13 protein-coding genes and 1 pseudogene are annotated in these 15,809 nt (G+C 63.8%); 5 read left to right on the top strand and 9 right to left on the bottom strand.

Annotation, left to right across the window (positions count from 1 at the left end; all coding sequences use genetic code 11):
• The 4 genes from ACIPHN_RS24445 to trpC form a co-directional block, all read left to right on the top strand.
• Nucleotides 1-512: anthranilate synthase component II (locus ACIPHN_RS24445; protein ID WP_400441401.1), on the top strand; the 512-nt coding region annotated here is incomplete at its 5' end.
• 25 nt (nt 513-537) lie between these two features.
• Nucleotides 538-1,575, top strand: a complete 1,038-nt coding sequence (gene trpD / locus ACIPHN_RS24440; protein ID WP_400441398.1) for an anthranilate phosphoribosyltransferase — start codon at nt 538-540, stop codon at nt 1,573-1,575.
• Between the two features lie 22 nt (nt 1,576-1,597).
• Nucleotides 1,598-2,230: a LysE family translocator gene (locus ACIPHN_RS24435; RefSeq protein WP_400441396.1), complete on the top strand. Its 633-nt coding sequence runs from the start codon at nt 1,598-1,600 to the stop codon at nt 2,228-2,230.
• Between the two features lie 15 nt (nt 2,231-2,245).
• Entirely contained in the window at nt 2,246-3,046 is an 801-nt protein-coding gene (gene trpC / locus ACIPHN_RS24430; protein WP_400441393.1) for an indole-3-glycerol phosphate synthase TrpC, read from the top strand.
• Nucleotides 3,047-3,113: 67 nt separating this feature from the next.
• Here trpC and ACIPHN_RS24425 read toward each other — a convergent pair whose 3' ends face one another.
• Nucleotides 3,114-3,881, bottom strand: a complete 768-nt coding sequence (locus ACIPHN_RS24425; protein WP_400441390.1) for a 3-oxoacyl-ACP reductase family protein — start codon at nt 3,879-3,881, stop codon at nt 3,114-3,116.
• 161 nt (nt 3,882-4,042) lie between these two features.
• Here ACIPHN_RS24425 and ACIPHN_RS24420 point away from each other — a divergent pair, with 161 nt between their 5' ends.
• Entirely contained in the window at nt 4,043-4,975 is a 933-nt protein-coding gene (locus ACIPHN_RS24420; RefSeq protein ID WP_400441387.1) for a LysR substrate-binding domain-containing protein, read from the top strand.
• Between the two features lie 7 nt (nt 4,976-4,982).
• Here ACIPHN_RS24420 and ACIPHN_RS24415 read toward each other — a convergent pair whose 3' ends face one another.
• From ACIPHN_RS24415 to ACIPHN_RS24380, 8 genes and pseudogenes are all read right to left on the bottom strand, one after another.
• The gene (locus ACIPHN_RS24415) at nt 4,983-6,398 is read right to left on the bottom strand and encodes an MFS transporter (protein ID WP_400441404.1); all 1,416 of its coding nucleotides are present in this window, start codon (nt 6,396-6,398) and stop codon (nt 4,983-4,985) included.
• A 159-nt stretch (nt 6,399-6,557) separates the two neighbouring features.
• Nucleotides 6,558-8,132, bottom strand: a complete 1,575-nt coding sequence (gene ubiB, locus ACIPHN_RS24410) for a ubiquinone biosynthesis regulatory protein kinase UbiB (RefSeq protein ID WP_400441386.1) — start codon at nt 8,130-8,132, stop codon at nt 6,558-6,560.
• Nucleotides 8,132-8,734 carry an SCP2 domain-containing protein gene (locus ACIPHN_RS24405; protein WP_400441383.1) on the bottom strand — a complete coding sequence of 201 codons (603 nt, stop codon included), beginning with the start codon at nt 8,732-8,734 and terminating at the stop codon, nt 8,132-8,134. Before ACIPHN_RS24405 ends, ubiB begins: the two co-directional genes overlap by 1 nt.
• A gap of 140 nt (nt 8,735-8,874) precedes the next feature.
• Nucleotides 8,875-9,867 carry a Tim44 domain-containing protein gene (locus ACIPHN_RS24400; RefSeq protein WP_400441381.1) on the bottom strand — a complete coding sequence of 331 codons (993 nt, stop codon included), beginning with the start codon at nt 9,865-9,867 and terminating at the stop codon, nt 8,875-8,877.
• Between the two features lie 143 nt (nt 9,868-10,010).
• Nucleotides 10,011-10,745 (bottom strand): bifunctional demethylmenaquinone methyltransferase/2-methoxy-6-polyprenyl-1,4-benzoquinol methylase UbiE, encoded by a 735-nt coding sequence (gene ubiE / locus ACIPHN_RS24395; RefSeq protein WP_400441379.1) that lies wholly within the window; start codon nt 10,743-10,745, stop codon nt 10,011-10,013.
• A gap of 92 nt (nt 10,746-10,837) precedes the next feature.
• Entirely contained in the window at nt 10,838-11,260 is a 423-nt protein-coding gene (locus ACIPHN_RS24390) for a gamma-butyrobetaine hydroxylase-like domain-containing protein (RefSeq protein WP_400441376.1), read from the bottom strand.
• Between the two features lie 75 nt (nt 11,261-11,335).
• Entirely contained in the window at nt 11,336-11,782 is a 447-nt protein-coding gene (locus ACIPHN_RS24385) for an HIT family protein (protein WP_400441373.1), read from the bottom strand.
• Nucleotides 11,783-11,794: 12 nt separating this feature from the next.
• Nucleotides 11,795-15,792, bottom strand: a pseudogene (locus tag ACIPHN_RS24380) (DUF3683 domain-containing protein).
• Nucleotides 15,793-15,809: the final 17 nt, after the last annotated feature.

Genomic DNA, 15,809 nt, shown 5'->3' with positions numbered 1-15,809 from the left:
TGGGCGAAGAGGTGCTGACCATACGCAATGACGAGATCACGATGGATGACATCAGAAAAATGAACCCCGAGCGCATCTGCCTCTCCCCCGGCCCCTGCAGCCCCAAGGAAGCCGGCATCTGCGTGGACCTGCTGAAGGAATTCTCGGGCAAGCTGCCCATCCTGGGCGTGTGCCTGGGCCACCAGGCCATCGGCGAAGCCTTCGGCGGCAACATCGTGCGCGCCAAGCAGGTGATGCACGGCAAGACCTCCAAGATCGCCCATACCGGCGTCGGCGTCTTCAAGGACCTGCCCACGCCCTACACCGTGATCCGCTACCACTCGCTGGCCATCGAACGCGCAACCCTGCCCGATTGCCTGGAAGTGACGGCCTGGACCGACGACGGCGAAATCATGGGCGTGCGCCACAAGGAGTTCGACTTGCAGGGTGTGCAGTTCCACCCCGAGTCCATCCTCTCCGAGCACGGCCACGCCCTGCTGAAGAACTTCCTCACCGGCAGCGCCCACGGCTGAGTCACCCATCCTGATGAGACAAGACATGCCTATCACTCCGCAAGAAGCGCTGCTGCGCTGTATCGAACATCGCGAGATCTTCCACGATGAAATGCTGACCCTGTTCCGCCAGATCATGGGTGGCGAGATGTCGCCGGTCATGATCGCCGCCCTCACCATGGGCCTGCGCGTGAAGAAGGAAAGCATCGGCGAGATCGCCGCCGCCGCGCAGGTCATGCGCGAGTTCGCCACCAAGGTGCCCATGGCCGACACCACCGGCCTGCTCGACATCGTCGGCACCGGCGGCGATGGCGCGCACACCTTCAACATCTCCACCGCCTCGATGTTCGTGGCTGCCGCCGCCGGCGCCCGCGTGGCCAAGCATGGCGGGCGCAGCGTGTCCTCCTCCTCGGGCAGCGCCGACGTGCTCGAAGCCCTGGGCGCGGACATCAACCTGCAACCCGAACAGGTGGCCCAATCGATCGCCCAGACCGGCATCGGCTTCATGTTCGCCCCCAACCACCACGCCGCCATGAAGCACGCCGCGCCGGTGCGCAAGGAGCTGGGGGTGCGCACCATCTTCAACATCCTGGGACCGCTGACCAATCCGGCCGGCGCCCCCAATATCCTGATGGGCGTGTTCCATGCGGATCTCGTCGGCATCCAGGTGCGCGTGCTGCAACGCCTGGGCGCGCAACATGCCATCGTGGTCTGGGGCCGCGACAACCTCGATGAAGTCACGCTGGGCGGTGCCACCATGGTGGGCGAGCTGGTCAATGGCGAGATCCGCGAATACGAGATTCACCCCGAAGACTTCGGCCTGTCCATGTTCGCCAGCCGCAACCTGCAGGTGGCCAACGCCACCGAGTCCAAGGAAAAGATCTTCGAAGCGCTGGCCGGCAAGCCCGGGCCTGTGCACGACATCGTGCTGCTCAACGCCGCCACCGCACTCTATGCCGCTGGTCGCGCGAGCTCGATTGCCGACGGCATCGAGACCGCACGCGCTACCATCGCCTCGGGTGCGGCACGCGCCAAGCTGGACCAGTTCGTGCAAGTGACGCGCCAGCTGGGCGGCAAGCTCTGATCCACCTACGACAGGAGAACCCATGATCGCTCCACACGACCTGCTGTTCTTTGCCCTCGCCTCGCTGGTGATGGTGCTCACGCCCGGACCGAACATGGTCTATTGCGTCTCGCGCTCGATCTGCCAGGGCCGTGGCGCCGGCATGCTCTCGCTGTGCGGCGTGGCGGCCGGCTTCCTGGTGCACATGGCAGCCGCGGCCTTCGGGCTGACGGCACTGTTCATGGCCATCCCCATGGCCTATGACATCGTCAAGTTCATCGGTGCCGGCTACCTGCTGTGGCTGGCCTGGAATGCGGTCAAGCCGGGTGGCAGTTCGCCCTTCCAGACGCGCGAGCTGCCACATGATTCGCCGGCCACCCTGTTGCGCATGGGTTTCCTCACCAATGTGCTCAATCCCAAGGTGGCGGTGTTCTACATGTCGCTGTTCCCGCAGTTCATCCATCCCGAGCATGGCAATGTGCTGCTGCAAAGCGTGATGCTGGGTACGGTGCAGATCGCCATCAGCTTCTCGGTCAACTCCGTCATCGTCTTCTCGGCCGCCGCCATCTCCGGCTTCTTCGCCCGCAACCAGGGCTGGATGCGCGCGCAGCGCTACCTGATGGGCAGCATGCTGGGGGCGCTGGCCGTGCGCCTGGCGCTGGACGAACGTAAATAATTTACCAGGAATATCATGTCCGACATCCTCAACAAGATCCTCGACGTCAAGGCCGAGGAAATCCGCATCGCCAAGAAACAGCGTGACTTCGCCGGCCTGCGCCGCGACGTCGAAGCCGACAGCGAACTGCGCTCCGAACTGCGCAACTTCGAAGAGAGCCTGCGCGGCAAGATCGCCAATGGCCAGGCCGGTGTGATTGCCGAGGTCAAGAAGGCCTCGCCCTCCAAGGGCGTGATCCGCCCGGACTTCAAGCCGGCCGAGATCGCCGTCAGCTATGCCCAGCATGGCGCGGCCTGCCTGTCGGTGCTGACCGACGAGCAATTCTTCCAGGGTTCGCCCGACTATCTCAAGCAAGCCCGTGCCGCCTGCGCGCTGCCGGTGCTGCGCAAGGATTTCATGGTCGATCACTACCAGATCTACCAGGCCCGCTCCTGGGGGGCGGATGCCATCCTGCTGATCGTGGCCGCCCTCGACCATGGCCTGATGGCTGACATGGAAGCCTGCGCCCACGAGCTGGGCATGAGCGTGCTGGTGGAAGTGCATGACAGCGCCGAGCTGGATGCCGCGCTGAAGCTGAAGACCCGTCTGTTCGGCATCAACAACCGCAACCTGCGTACCTTCGAGACCACCCTGGACACCACCCTGGGCCTGCTGCCGCGCATCCCGCCCGAAAAGCTGGTGGTGACCGAGTCGGCCATTGCCACGCCGGACGACGTCAAGCGCATGCGCGACGCCGATGTGCATGCCTTCCTGGTCGGCGAAGCCTTCATGCGTGCGCCGGAACCGGGAGTGGAGCTGGCGCGTCTGTTTGCCTGATTTTTCACCACGACAAAAAACCTCGCCCGGCCTGCGCCGCTGCGAGGTTTTTTTACGTGCAGATGGATCAGGCCGAGAAGCCGCCATCGATCATCAGGTTGGCACCGGTGATATAGCCGGCTTCCGGGCTGGCCAGGTAGGCCACGAAGCTGGCCACTTCCTCGGCCTTGCCGTAGCGCGGCAGAGCCATCAAGCCCTTCAGGGTCTGGGCGAAGTCGCTGTTGTCGGGGTTCATGTCGGTGTCGATCGGGCCCGGCTGGACGTTGTTGACGGTGATGCCACGCGGACCCAGGTCACGTGCCAGGCCCTTGGTCAGGCCGACCAGTGCCGACTTGCTCATCGCATAGGCGGCGCCGCCGGCGAAGGGGATACGATCGGCGTTGGTGCTGCCGATAGTGATGACGCGCCCACCCTCCGGCATGTGGCGCACCGCGGCCTGGGTCGCCACGAAGACGCTGCGCACGTTCACGGCCAGGGTGCGGTCGAGGTCTTCCAGCTTGAATTCATCGACCGTGCCCAGTGCCAGTACGCCGGCATTGTTGACCAGGATATCGAGACGACCAAAGGTTTCTGCCGCCAGGCGAATGGCTTGCTGCAGGGCGGTGGCATCCGAGCTGTCGGCCTGGATCGCCAGGGCGCGGCCGCCGGCGGCTTCCACGCTGCTGACCAGGGCTTGTGCCTTGTCGGGCGAGCTGACGTAGGTGAAGGCCACGGTAGCGCCTTCGGCGGCCAGGCGCTGCACGATGGCCGCGCCGATGCCGCGCGAACCGCCTTGCACGAAGGCAACCTTGGAAACCAGGGTGTTGTGGGAAGTGGTGGTGATTTGCTTGCTCATGATCTTGCTCCTTGAAAAGATGCGTCAGTGATTGCGTAGGGTTGAACCCGTTGGCGCTGTTCTGTTTGCGTCTGGGTTGAAGCAAGTATCGGCGTTTGATTATGTGGCGACTAGTCGGCAATCCCTATCTTCTTTTTAAACCATTGGTTTAAAATCAGATGATGGAAACCATGACCAGCATCGAATGCTTCGTCGCTGCGGCCCACGCCGGCAGCTTCTCGGCGGCGGCCCGCCAGCTTGGCCTGACCTCGGCCGCCGTTGGCAAGAACGTGGCCAGACTGGAGTCTTCGCTGGGGGTGCGGCTGTTCCACCGCAGCACCCGCAAGCTCTCGCTGACCGAAGCGGGTGAACGCTTCCTGCAGGAAGTGAGCGGCGGCCTGCAAGCCATCCGCAGCGCCGTGGCCAACCTGGCCAGCGCCGGCGGACAGCCGGCCGGCACGCTCAAGGTCAGCATGGGAACCGGCTTCGGCCGGCAATACATCGTGCCGCTGCTGGGGGAATTCCTGGGGAGATATCCGGGCATCCAGCCCGACTGGCATTTCGAGAACCGCTCGGTGGATCTCATCGCCGAAGGCTTCGACGCCGCCATCGCTGGCGGCACCGAACTCTCTCCCGGCGTGGTGGCGCGCGAGCTGGCCCCGGCGCATCGTGTCCTGCTGGCCTCGCCAGGCTATCTGGCGGCACATCCGGCGCTGCGCTCACCGGCTGACCTGGGCGATCATGCCGGCATCCTGATCCGCTCGCCGCAGACCGGCCGCGTACGTCCCTTCTCGCTGCGTGACCGCAGCGGCCAGCAGGCCGCGGTGACGTTGCAACAAAGAATGACGATGAGCGACGCCAATGCCGCCTGCGAAGTGGCAGAAGCCGGGCTGGGGATCACGCTGGTGGCCATGCCGCACGCGCTGGGCTATCTGGATCGCGGCACGCTGGTGCGGGTGCTGCCGGACTGGTACGTCGATACCGGCATGCTGTCGCTGTACTTCACGGCGGCGCGGCTGATGCCGGCCAAGACGCGGGTCTTCGTCGACTTCGTGGTGGAACACTTCCGCGCCGAGCGCCTGGCGCAGCGCTTTTCCGCGCTGCCCCTGCCCTGAAGAAGTCTTAGCGCTTGGCCTGCGCGGCGCGCACGCCACCGCCGATATTGCTGCCGGCATCATGGGCCAGGCCGCGATAGCCCAGCACAGAAATCAGGGCCGCCACACCAGCCATGGCAAAGGCCCACTGGAAGTCCCCCAGGGTGAAATGCATGCTGGCCGCATGGGCGGCATCGACCGATTCACCGCGCACGTAAGCGGCGATACGCAGGGCCAGTGCACCGAAGGCGATGCCCATGCCGATGGTCATCTGCTGGGCCACGCTCCAGAGCGTACTGGCCGAGGATTTGCGGGCATCGTTGATGTCCGCGTAAGCCAGGGTGGCCAGGGTGGAAAACTGCATCGAGCGCGACAGGCCATAGCAGAAGATCACGCCCAGGATCAGCGGCAGCGGCGTATCCGGTGTGAGCAGGCCGCAGGCGATGATGAGGCAGCCGACGATGGCGGCATTGTTGACCGCCACGCGACGAAAACCAAAGCGCTTGAGGATGCGGGTGGTGAAGGCCTTCATGCCCAGGTTGCCCAGCGCGGTGGCCAGCAGCAGCAGGCCCGACTGGAACGCCGTCAGGCCGAAGCCGATCTGGAACATCAGCGGCATCAGGTAAGGAACGGCATCCACGCCGATGCGGGTCAGCGAACCGGTCACCACCGTCACCGAATAGGTGGGGATGCGCAGATTGGAAAAGTCCAGCAGCGGATGTTCGGCACGGCGCATGTGCAACCACGCGCACCAGCCCAGCACCACACCCAGCACCACGAAACCGAGCGCAACCTTGATGTTGGATTCCATGTGGCTGGCGATCTCGGTGCCATACAGCAGCGACGTCAGTGCCGCCCCCGACAACAGGAAGCCGGGGATATCCAGCGGGCGCTTCGCGGCCCCATGTTCATTGCGCACCACGATCATCACGGCGATGAAGGCGGCGATGCCGAAGGGCACATTCATCAGGAAGATCCAGTGCCAGGACGCATAGGTGGTGATGAAGCCACCGATGGAAGGCCCCACCACCGGCGCCACGATGGCCGGCCAGGTGATGGTGGCAATGGCCTTCATCAACCGCTCCCGGCTCGTGCTGCGTACCACGATCATGCGCCCCACCGGCACCATCATGGCCCCGCCCAGTCCCTGCAGCACACGCGCGGCGGTGAATTCCCAGACATTGTGCGAGATGCCGCACAGGATCGATGCCAGCGTGAAGATGACGATGGCCAGGCTGAACACGGTGCGCGAGCCGAAGCGGTCGGCCACCCAGCCACTGATGGGGATGAAGACCGCCAGCGTGAGCATGTAGGCAGTCATGCCCAGGCTCAACTCGTTGGGTCCGACACCGAAGGCCTGCGCCATCTGCGGCAAGGCCGTGGCGATGATGGTGGTGTCCAGGTACTCCATGAAGAAGGTCGCCGCCACGATATAGGGCAGCATGCGCACGCGCGCGTCAGGCTGGTTGTTGTCGCTGGTTCCCACGGGCTCGTCCTCTGTTGTCACGTTCGACCTGTACCGGCCGCTGCATGCGAAACGCCGGCTGATGCCGGCGCTCGCTTGTGGATAAATGATTTATATCGTTTTCACCAATATCAATCATCAATAGAACTTCAGCATGTGCATCAGCACTTGCACGACGATGATGCCGCCGATCAGTCCGCCGCCGAAATACACGATCACGCCCAGCAGCATGTTGGTGCGGCGCTGTTCGGCCAGCAACTTGCGGATCAGTTCGGTATTCTGTGGCTGACCCTCGCCTTCGGTATAGCGGGTCAGGGCCTGGTGTGCCAGGCGCGGCAGCTCGGGCAGCAGGCGACTGTAGCGCGGCACTTCGATCTTGAGCTGCTCGACGAAACCGCGCCAGCCGATCTGCTCGCTCATCCAGCGTTCCAGGTAGGGCTTGGCGGTCTTCCAGAGGTCGAGGTCGGGATCGAGCTGGCGGCCCAGGCCTTCGACGTTGAGCAGGGTCTTCTGCAACAGCACCAGTTGCGGCTGCACTTCGACATTGAAGCGGCGCGAGGTCTGGAACAGGCGCAAGAGTACCTGGCCGAAGGAGATATCCTTCAACGGACGATCGAAGATCGGCTCGCAGCAGGCGCGTACCGCCGCTTCCAGTTCGTCGACGCGAGTATCCTTGGGCGCCCAGCCGGATTCGATGTGGGCTTCGGCCACGCGCTTGTAGTCGCGACGGAAGAAGGCCAGGAAGTTCTGCGACAGGTAATCCTTGTCGAAGTCGTTGAGGGTGCCGACGATGCCGAAGTCCAGCGCGATGTAGCGACCGAAACTCTCCGGCGCCACCGACACCAGGATGTTCCCGGGGTGCATGTCGGCGTGGAAGAAGCCATCGCGGAACACCTGGGTAAAGAAGATCTCCACGCCATCACGCGAGAGCTTGGCCAGGTCCACGCCTTCGGCGCGCAGGCGCTCGATCTGCGAGATGGGGATGCCGTGCATGCGCTCCATCACGATCACCGAGGGCGAGCAGTAGTCCCAGTACATCTCCGGCACCATCAAGAGCGTGGACTCGGCGAAGTTGCGGCGCAGCTGGCTGGCGTTGGCCGCTTCGCGCATGAGATCCAGCTCGTCGTGCAGGTATTTGTCGAACTCGCCCACCACTTCCTTGGCCTTGAGGCGGCGGCCATCTTCCCACAGGCGTTCCAGCCAGTCGGCGGCCACGTGCATCAGGCCGATGTCATGGTCGATGATGTCGCGCATGCCCGGACGCAGTACCTTGACCGCGACTTCCTTGCCATCCTTGAGACGGGCGAAGTGCACCTGGGCGATGGAGGCCGACGCCACCGGCGTGCGCTCGAAGCTGTCAAACAACTCATCGGGATGCGCGCCCAGCGACTTCTCGATCTGCTTGATGGCCAGCGCCGAATCGAAGGGCGGCACACGGTCCTGCAGCAGGGTCAGTTCATTGGCAATATCGGGCGGCATCAGGTCGCGCCGGGTCGAGAGCACCTGGCCGAACTTGATGAAGATGGGGCCCAGGTCTTCCAGCGCGCGACGCAGCCGTTCGCCACGGGGCGCCGACAGGTCGCGCCAGAAGAAGATGCGCGTGGTGATGCGGGCAAAGCGCGGTGGCGCGAATTCGGAGGCGACGATCTCGTCCAGGCCATACAGGATGGCCACGCGGATGATCTTGAACAGACGCAGGGAACGCAGCAGCATCAGCGACGCTCCAGCTTCTCGATACGCTTGGAGAGGCGCTCCAGGTCATCGCGCAGGCGCACCACGTCGGAGGAAAAGTCCTGCAGCATGCGGGGACGGATCAGCATCGGTTGTTCTTCCAGAAAATACTCGGCCAGGTTCTCGGTCAGCTTGCGCTGCGTGTTACGGGCGGCATCGATGAGGCTGCGCGCGCCGGCCACCACGCGCGTGGCAGCCACGTCACCGACCACGCGGGAGAGGTCATCCTCGGCATCCCAGCGCAGCTTCTGGCTCAGTTGCGAAATGGCGTTGGCGAAATCGGCATCGCCTTCCAGCTTGACGTAGGAGACCGCACGTTCGCGATTGGCGGCGATCAGCGGCAGGTCCGACAGCTTCACGCGGATGGTCACGTTGGCCGGCGCATCGGCGGCCACATCCTGCACGTAACCGTCGGCGGCCACCTTCAGGCGCAATTGCAGCGCGCCCGTGTCGATGCAGGCCACCTTGCCGGCATGTGCCAGCAGCGCCTTCTGCGCCCACGGCTCCTGCGCCAGCAGATGATTGATCACGGCGGCGGCGGGTTTCATCGGATCGAGGACGGAAGGCGGAGGCAGTACGGACATGGAATCGGGCGACTGGTTGATCGGAGGCGAAGAAAGACCGCCTGAAAACAAAACCGCCCGAATGAGCCGGGCGGTTTCAAGTGTAACAGCTTGGCGGCCAGACAAGGATGAGGCATCCCCCATCCTTGATCCAGCACCGTTCAGACCTGCTGGATACCGGCCAGCACCCAGCCGCCGGTACCATTCTGCGGCTTGGCCAGGTTCCAGATCTCGGCGAAGGGCTCGGCCGAGGCATCCGGCGCTTCCTTGATGAGGCCCTGGAAGCGCACCGTGGCCAGGTAATCGTAGGTCTGGGTCTCGATGCCCAGCAGTTCGGCATCCAGTTGCACCACATCGGTCGCATTGGGCGAGGCGCCGCGCTCGGTCAGTTGCATGCGCAGTTCGGCAAACATTTCCGGCGTGGTGAATTCGCGAATGTCATTCACGTCGGCGCGATCCCAGGCCGCCTGCAGACGGATGAAGTAGGTCTTGGCATTGCGCACGAAACCGGCGGTATCGAAATTGGCGGGGATGCCCCACTTCTCGATCTGCGCCGGCTGGCTGCCGGCACCACTGCCACTGCCGCTGCCTTGCAAGGCAGCCGGTGCATTGGGCTGGAACACCGGCGGCGGGTTGATATCCTTCAGGCCCGAACCGATCTCGGGCGTCGCACCGGCAGCGCTGCCGATGGGGCTCACGCCGGGCATGGGCGTGGCATAGGCGGGATTATTGCTCTGCTGCTCGCGACCACGGGCGAACATACGGATCAGGAAGATCACCGCCATGCACAGCAGCGCGATGGTCAGCAGCGAACCCAGCATGCCGCCGAAGGCACCGCCAATGCCGAAGTGCGACATCAGCGCGCCCAGGCCGAAGCCCAGCAAGGCGCCACCCAGGATATTGCGCCACGGGCTGGCCGGACGCGGCGCCGGCATGCTCTGCGGTGTGGCCGCCGGCGTGGCCGGACGATAGGGCGTAGCCGCAGGCTGGCTATAGGAGGGCGAAGACGGCGCCGAGGGCGTAGCCTGACGCGAGTAATTGGACGATTGCTTGCCGAAGGAGCCGCCACCGCCCAGGCGCTTGGCCTCGGCCGGCGACATGAGCAGGGCCAGCGACGTGATCGCCAGCATCAGTGCGAGCAGGAATTTTTTCATACGCTTACCTCGTGTGGATGATGCCGGACCGGGGACCTTGCCATCAAAATGCAAGCCCGCAGTGCCGGTGACAGGCATTGTCGCGGAGCAAACTTAACCCATCCTTAACAATGCCATGGGTCAGGCGCCACCGCGCGGCGCCCTTACATCTTGATGCCGGTATGCAGCGCCGCCACGCCGGCGGTCAGGTTGAAGTACTCGACGCGTTCCAGGCCGGCCTGCTCCATCATTTGCTTCAGGGTTTCCTGGTCCGGGTGCATGCGGATCGATTCGGCCAGGTAGCGGTAGCTGTCGGCGTCGTTGGCGACCTTCTTGCCCAGCCACGGCAGGACCGAGAAGGAATAGATGTCGTAGGGCTTCTTGAGCGGTTCCCAGACCTTGGAAAATTCCAGCACCAGCAGCTTGCCGCCCGGCTTGAGGACGCGGCGCATCTCGGCCAGGGCAGCATCCTTATGGGTCATGTTGCGCAGGCCGAAGGCGACCGAGACGCGATCAAAGTAATTGTCCGGGAAAGGCAGCTTCTCGGCATCGCACAGCATGGTCGGGGTGACGATGCCCTTGTTGAGCAGGCGGTCGCGACCGACGCGCAGCATCGACTCGTTGATGTCGGTCAGCCAGACTTCGCCACTGGGGCCGGCCTGCTTGGCGAAGACCTTGGAGAGGTCGCCGGTGCCGCCGGCAATGTCGAGCACCTTGAAGCCCGGACGGATGCCGGCCTGGGCGATGGTGAAGGTCTTCCAGATGCGATGCAGGCCTGCCGACATGAAGTCGTTCATCACGTCGTACTTGGCGGCGACGGAGTGGAACACTTCCGCGACCTTGTGGACCTTCTCTTCTTCTTTGACGGTTTCGTAACCGAAATGGGTGGTATTGGTCATGGCGAGGCCTGTAACAATGAAGGCGACATTATAAGGGGCGGGGGGCCAGGCTGGTCTGCGACTTGCCCTGGATCAGCAGCACGGGATGCCGCTCAGTGCGAGTGACCGCAGGCATGGCCGCCACCGGCCTCGGGCTGGTGGTCACGTCCGCTCTCGCGGGTGAAGCCGGCCGCTTCGAGCTTTTGCAGGTAGGTTTCCCACATGGTGGCCTGGTCACGGCCAAGCTGGTAGAGGTAATCCCAGGTGTAGATGCCGCTGACATGGCCGTCCGAGAATAACGGTTTGACGCCGTAGTTGCCGACCGGTTCGATGCCGTTGATCTCGACATCGCGCTTGCCGGTCTGCAGCACTTCCTGGCCCGGGCCATGACCGCGCACCTCGGCCGAGGGCGAATACACGCGCATGAGCTCGAAGGGCAGCGCATACATCACGCCATCATCGAACTCGACCTCGACCACGCGCGAAAGCTTGCGCACCTTGAAGGACACAGGAACCGGAGAAGATTGGGCGCTCATGGGCCATCCCTTGTGAAATTCGTGAGACAAACATAGGGCCCGGCTGAGCCTGGTCAGGCCGGGCTGGATTGGCACTCAGGCCGTCAAACCCGCCGCATCAAGCTGCCGGCGGATTGCCTCGAGCAGCTGCGGCAGCAGCGCACGACGCGTCGCAATGCTGGCCGCATCGGCGGCCCGGCGCGGCTCGGCCCAGACCGGGCTGGGGAAATGACGGTCGTCGAGGAAACGCGGGATCACATGCCAATGCACGTGCGGCGTCATGTTGCCCAGCGTGGCCAGGTTGACCTTCTCCGGTTGCATGACCTCGCGCTGCGCGGCTTCCACCACCCAGACGGCGTTGGCCAGCAGCGTGCGCTCGGCCGGCGCGAGATCGGTCATTTCCTTGACGTGGCCATTCCAGATCACCCGGCAGAAACCGGGGTAATCGGCTTCATCCACCAGCACCACCCGGAACTGCGGATGGCGCCAGAGCACGTCGCCGCCGTCGCCGGCGCACAGTTCGCAGGAAGACACCTGGCTCATCGTGCGCTCCCCTTACACCAGGATGCGTTCGATGCCGCCATTGTTGGCGCGCTCGACGTATTCCGGCATCCAGTTCTCACCCAGCAGGTGACGCGCCATCTCGACCACGATGTAGTCGGCGGTGGTGCCGGCATCTTCGTTGTAGCGCGACAGGCCCTGGAAGCAGGACGGGCAGGAAGTCAGGATCTTGACGTCGCCATTGAAGCCATCGGCGCGCACCTTGTCGGTCCCCTTCTTGATCTCTTCTTCCTTGCGGAAGCGGACCTGGGTCGAGACGTCCGGACGCGAGACACCGAAGGTGCCCGATTCGCCGCAGCAGCGATCGCTCTTCTCGATCTTCTGCGCATCCACCGTGGTGATGAGCGAATTGACGGTCTTCAGCGGATCCTGCTGCTTCATCGGGGTGTGGCAGGGATCGTGGTACATGTAGCGGGTACCGGTCACGCCTTCGAGCTTGACGCCCTTCTCCAGCAGGTATTCGTGGATGTCGATGATGCGGCAACCCGGGAAGATCTTGTCGAACTGGTAGCCCTGCAGCTGGTCGTAGCAGGTACCGCAGGACACCACGACGGTCTTGATGTCGAGGTAGTTCAGCGTATTGGCCATGCGATGGAACAGCACGCGGTTGTCGGTGATGATCTTCTCGCCCTTGGCGAAGTCACCGGTGCCGCGTTGCGGATAGCCGCAGCACAGGTAGCCCGGCGGCAGTACCGTCTGCACGCCCACGTTCCACAGCATCGCCTGGGTCGCCAGACCGACCTGCGAGAACAGGCGTTCCGAACCGCAGCCCGGGAAGTAGAACACCGCCTCGGTATCGGCCGTGGTGGTCTTGGGATTGCGGATGATGGGGACGATCTTGTCGTCCTCGATATCCAGCAAGGCGCGCGCGGTCTTCTTGGGCAGGTTGCCCGGCATCTTCTTGTTGATGAAGTGGATCACCTGTTCCTTGATCGGCGCCTTGCCGACCGTGGCTGCAGGTTTCTGGGTCTGCTTCTTGGCCAGTTTCTTCAACAGGTCATTACCCAGGCGCTGCGCCTTGAAGCCCCACTGCGTCATCACCTTGCGGGTGGCGTTGATGGTGGCCGGGTCGGTGGCGTTCAGGAAGAACATGGCCGCATTGGTGCCGGCGTTGAAGGACTTCTTGCCCATCTTGCGCAGCAGGTTGCGCATGTTCATCGAGACATCGCCGAAGTCGATATCGACCGGGCAAGGCGTGACGCACTAGTGGCAGACCGTGCAGTGGTCGGCCACGTCCTCGAACTCTTCCCAATGCTTGATGGAGACGCCGCGACGGGTCTGCTCTTCATAGAGGAAGGCTTCCACCAGCAGCGAGGTCGCCAGGATCTTGTTGCGCGGCGAGTACAGCAGGTTGGCGCGCGGCACGTGGGTCGAACAGACCGGCTTGCACTTGCCGCAGCGCAGGCAATCCTTGACGCTGCTGGCAATGGCGCCGATGTCGCTTTGCTGCATGATCAGCGATTCGTGGCCCATCAGGCCGAAGGACGGCGTGTAGGCATTGGACAGATCCGCTTCCATGCCCGGCAGGTTCAAGAGCTTGCCCTTGTTGAAGCGACCTTCGGGATCGACGCGCTTCTTGTACTCGCGAAATTCGCCGATCTCGTCTTCGGTCAGGAATTCCAGCTTGGTGATGCCGATGCCGTGCTCGCCCGAGATCACGCCGTTGAGCGAGCGGGCCAGCTTCATGATGCGCGCCACGGCAACGTGGGCGTCCTGCAGCATCTCGTAGTGGTCGGAGTTGACCGGCAGGTTGGTGTGCACGTTGCCATCACCGGCGTGCATGTGCAGTGCCACGAAGACACGTCCGCGCAGCACGCGCTTGTGGATGGCCTGGCATTCTTCCAGGATCAGCTTGAAGGCCGCGCCCGAGAAGATCTGGCGCAGTTGCGCGCGCACTTCCTGCTTCCAGGAGATGCGCACGGTACGGTCTTGCACCACGTGGAAGACGGCAGCCTCGGGCTGGTCGATCAGGCGCTGCTCGAACACCGGCAGCAGCTTGTCCAGGCCCAGCGCAGCCAATTCACCCTTGGCCTCGCCCAGCGGCTTGTCCAGGTTGGCCAGCAGATAGGACCAGCGTGCGTGGGTCTGCTCCAGCAGGCTTTCGGCCTGGTGGACGCGGTCTTCCAGCATTTCGGCGGCGGGGATGTCGTCACCCTCGGCGTCATCGCTCTTGCCCAGCGGCAGATTGCCCTTGACGAAGAAGCTGTCCAGTTCGGCAGCAGTTGCAGCTTGTTCTTGATCGACAGCTCGATGTTGATGCGCTCGATGCCGTCGGTGTATTCGCCCATGCGGTTCAGCGGGATGACCACGTCTTCGTTGATCTTGAAGGCGTTGGTGTGCTTGGCGATGGCCGCCGTGCGCGAACGGTCCAGCCAGAATTTCTTGCGCGCTTCCGGGCTGACGGCCACGAAGCCTTCACCCACGCGGTTGTTGGCCATGCGGATCACTTCCGAAGCCGCAGCGGCCACGGCGTTTTCATCGTCACCGACGATGTCGCCGATCAGCACCATCTTGGGCAGCACGCCGCGCTTGGACTTGGTGGCATAGCCGACCGCGCGCAGGTAGCGCTCGTCCAGGTGTTCCAGGCCGGCCAGGATGGCGCCGCCACGCTTGGTCTCGGCATCCAGGTAATCCTTGATCTCGACGATCGAGGGAATCGCATCGCGCGCCTGGCCGAAGAATTCCAGGCAGACCGTGCGGGTCTGCTTGGGCATCTTGTGCAGGATCCAGCGGGCCGAGGTGATCAGGCCGTCGCAACCTTCCTTCTGCACGCCGGGCAGGCCCGAGAGGAACTTGTCGGTGACGTCCTTGCCCAGGCCTTCCTTGCGGACTTTCTTGCCGGAGATCTCCAGGATCTCGGTCTTGAAGACCTCGGTCTTCTGGCCCTTTTCGCCGGGATGCGACCACTCCAGCTTGAAGCGCGCCACTTCCACGTCGTGGATCTTGCCCAGGTTGTGGTCCAGGCGGGTCACTTCCAGCCAGTCGCCCTGCGGATCGACCATGCGCCAGCTGGCCAGGTTGTCCAGGGCGGTGCCCCACAGCACGGCCTTCTTGCCGCCGGCATTCATGGCGACGTTGCCGCCGATGCAGGAGGCTTCGGCCGAGGTCGGGTCGACCGCAAAGACGAAACCTGCCTTTTCAGCCGCGTCCGAGACGCGCTTGGTGACCACGCCGGCACCCGAATAGATGGTGGCGTAGGGCTTGTCCAGGCCGGGCAGGACTTCCATCTCGACTGCACCGAGCTGTTCCAGCTTTTCGGTATTGATGACGGCCGACATGGGCGTCAAGGGAATGGCGCCGCCGGTGTAGCCGGTGCCGCCGCCGCGCGGGATGATGGTCAGTCCCAGTTCGATACAGGCCTTGACCAGGCCGGCCATCTCGTCTTCGCTGTCCGGGGTCAGCACCACGAAGGGGTACTCGACGCGCCAGTCGGTGGCGTCGGTGACGTGCGAGACGCGCGAGAGGCCGTCGAACTTGATGTTGTCCTTGGCCGTGTAGCGGCCCAGTACCTTGTTGGCGCGGCGGCGCAAATCGTAGGTCTGGCGGAATTCTTCGGCGAAGTCGGCGATGGCCTTGCGGGCGGCCTTCAGCAAGGCTTCCACGCTGCTGCTGCGACGCTGCGCATCGGCGTCGCCAGACTCGGCCTGGTCGGTGGCCAGGCGGCGCTTGTCCACTTCCGAGAGGCGATGGTTCAGGGCCTCGATCAGCGCGGCGCGGCGCTTGGGATTGTCCAGCAGGTCGTCCTGCAGGTAGGGGTTGCGGCGCACCACCCAGATATCGCCCAGCACTTCATACAGCATGCGCGCCGACCGACCGGTCTGGCGCTTGCTGCGCAGTTCATCCAGCAGGGACCAGGACTCTTCACCCAGCAACCGGATCACGATCTCGCGATCGGAGAAGGAAGTGTAGTTGTAGGGAATTTCGCGCAAGCGCGGTGCGGCGCCGTGCGGCGCGTCTGTAAGCAAGGCCTGGATCTGAGCGGGGGCGTTCATCTATGTATGGAGGTAAA

This window comes from Herbaspirillum sp. NPDC087042, from assembly GCF_044745245.1.
In the GTDB taxonomy this organism is placed as follows: Bacteria; Pseudomonadota; Gammaproteobacteria; order Burkholderiales; family Burkholderiaceae_D; genus Herbaspirillum.
Note: the sequence above shows the minus strand (reverse complement) of the source record. Positions and strands in the feature narration are given on the sequence as shown.

Bases quoted from the DNA above. Each gene is read 5' to 3' on its own strand.
- trpD (WP_400441398.1), top strand. From the start codon at position 538: ATGCCTATCACTCCGCAAGAAGCGCTGCTGCGCTGTATCGAACATCGC.
- ACIPHN_RS24435 (WP_400441396.1), top strand. From the start codon at position 1,598: ATGATCGCTCCACACGACCTGCTGTTCTTTGCCCTCGCCTCGCTGGTG.
- trpC (WP_400441393.1), top strand. From the start codon at position 2,246: ATGTCCGACATCCTCAACAAGATCCTCGACGTCAAGGCCGAGGAAATC.
- ACIPHN_RS24425 (WP_400441390.1), bottom strand. From the start codon at position 3,881: ATGAGCAAGCAAATCACCACCACTTCCCACAACACCCTGGTTTCCAAG.
- ACIPHN_RS24420 (WP_400441387.1), top strand. From the start codon at position 4,043: ATGGAAACCATGACCAGCATCGAATGCTTCGTCGCTGCGGCCCACGCC.
- ACIPHN_RS24415 (WP_400441404.1), bottom strand. From the start codon at position 6,398: ATGCTGCCCTATATCGTGGCGGCGACCTTCTTCATGGAGTACCTGGAC.
- ubiB (WP_400441386.1), bottom strand. From the start codon at position 8,132: ATGCTGCTGCGTTCCCTGCGTCTGTTCAAGATCATCCGCGTGGCCATC.
- ACIPHN_RS24405 (WP_400441383.1), bottom strand. From the start codon at position 8,734: ATGTCCGTACTGCCTCCGCCTTCCGTCCTCGATCCGATGAAACCCGCC.
- ACIPHN_RS24400 (WP_400441381.1), bottom strand. From the start codon at position 9,867: ATGAAAAAATTCCTGCTCGCACTGATGCTGGCGATCACGTCGCTGGCC.
- ubiE (WP_400441379.1), bottom strand. From the start codon at position 10,745: ATGACCAATACCACCCATTTCGGTTACGAAACCGTCAAAGAAGAAGAG.
- ACIPHN_RS24390 (WP_400441376.1), bottom strand. From the start codon at position 11,260: ATGAGCGCCCAATCTTCTCCGGTTCCTGTGTCCTTCAAGGTGCGCAAG.
- ACIPHN_RS24385 (WP_400441373.1), bottom strand. From the start codon at position 11,782: ATGAGCCAGGTGTCTTCCTGCGAACTGTGCGCCGGCGACGGCGGCGAC.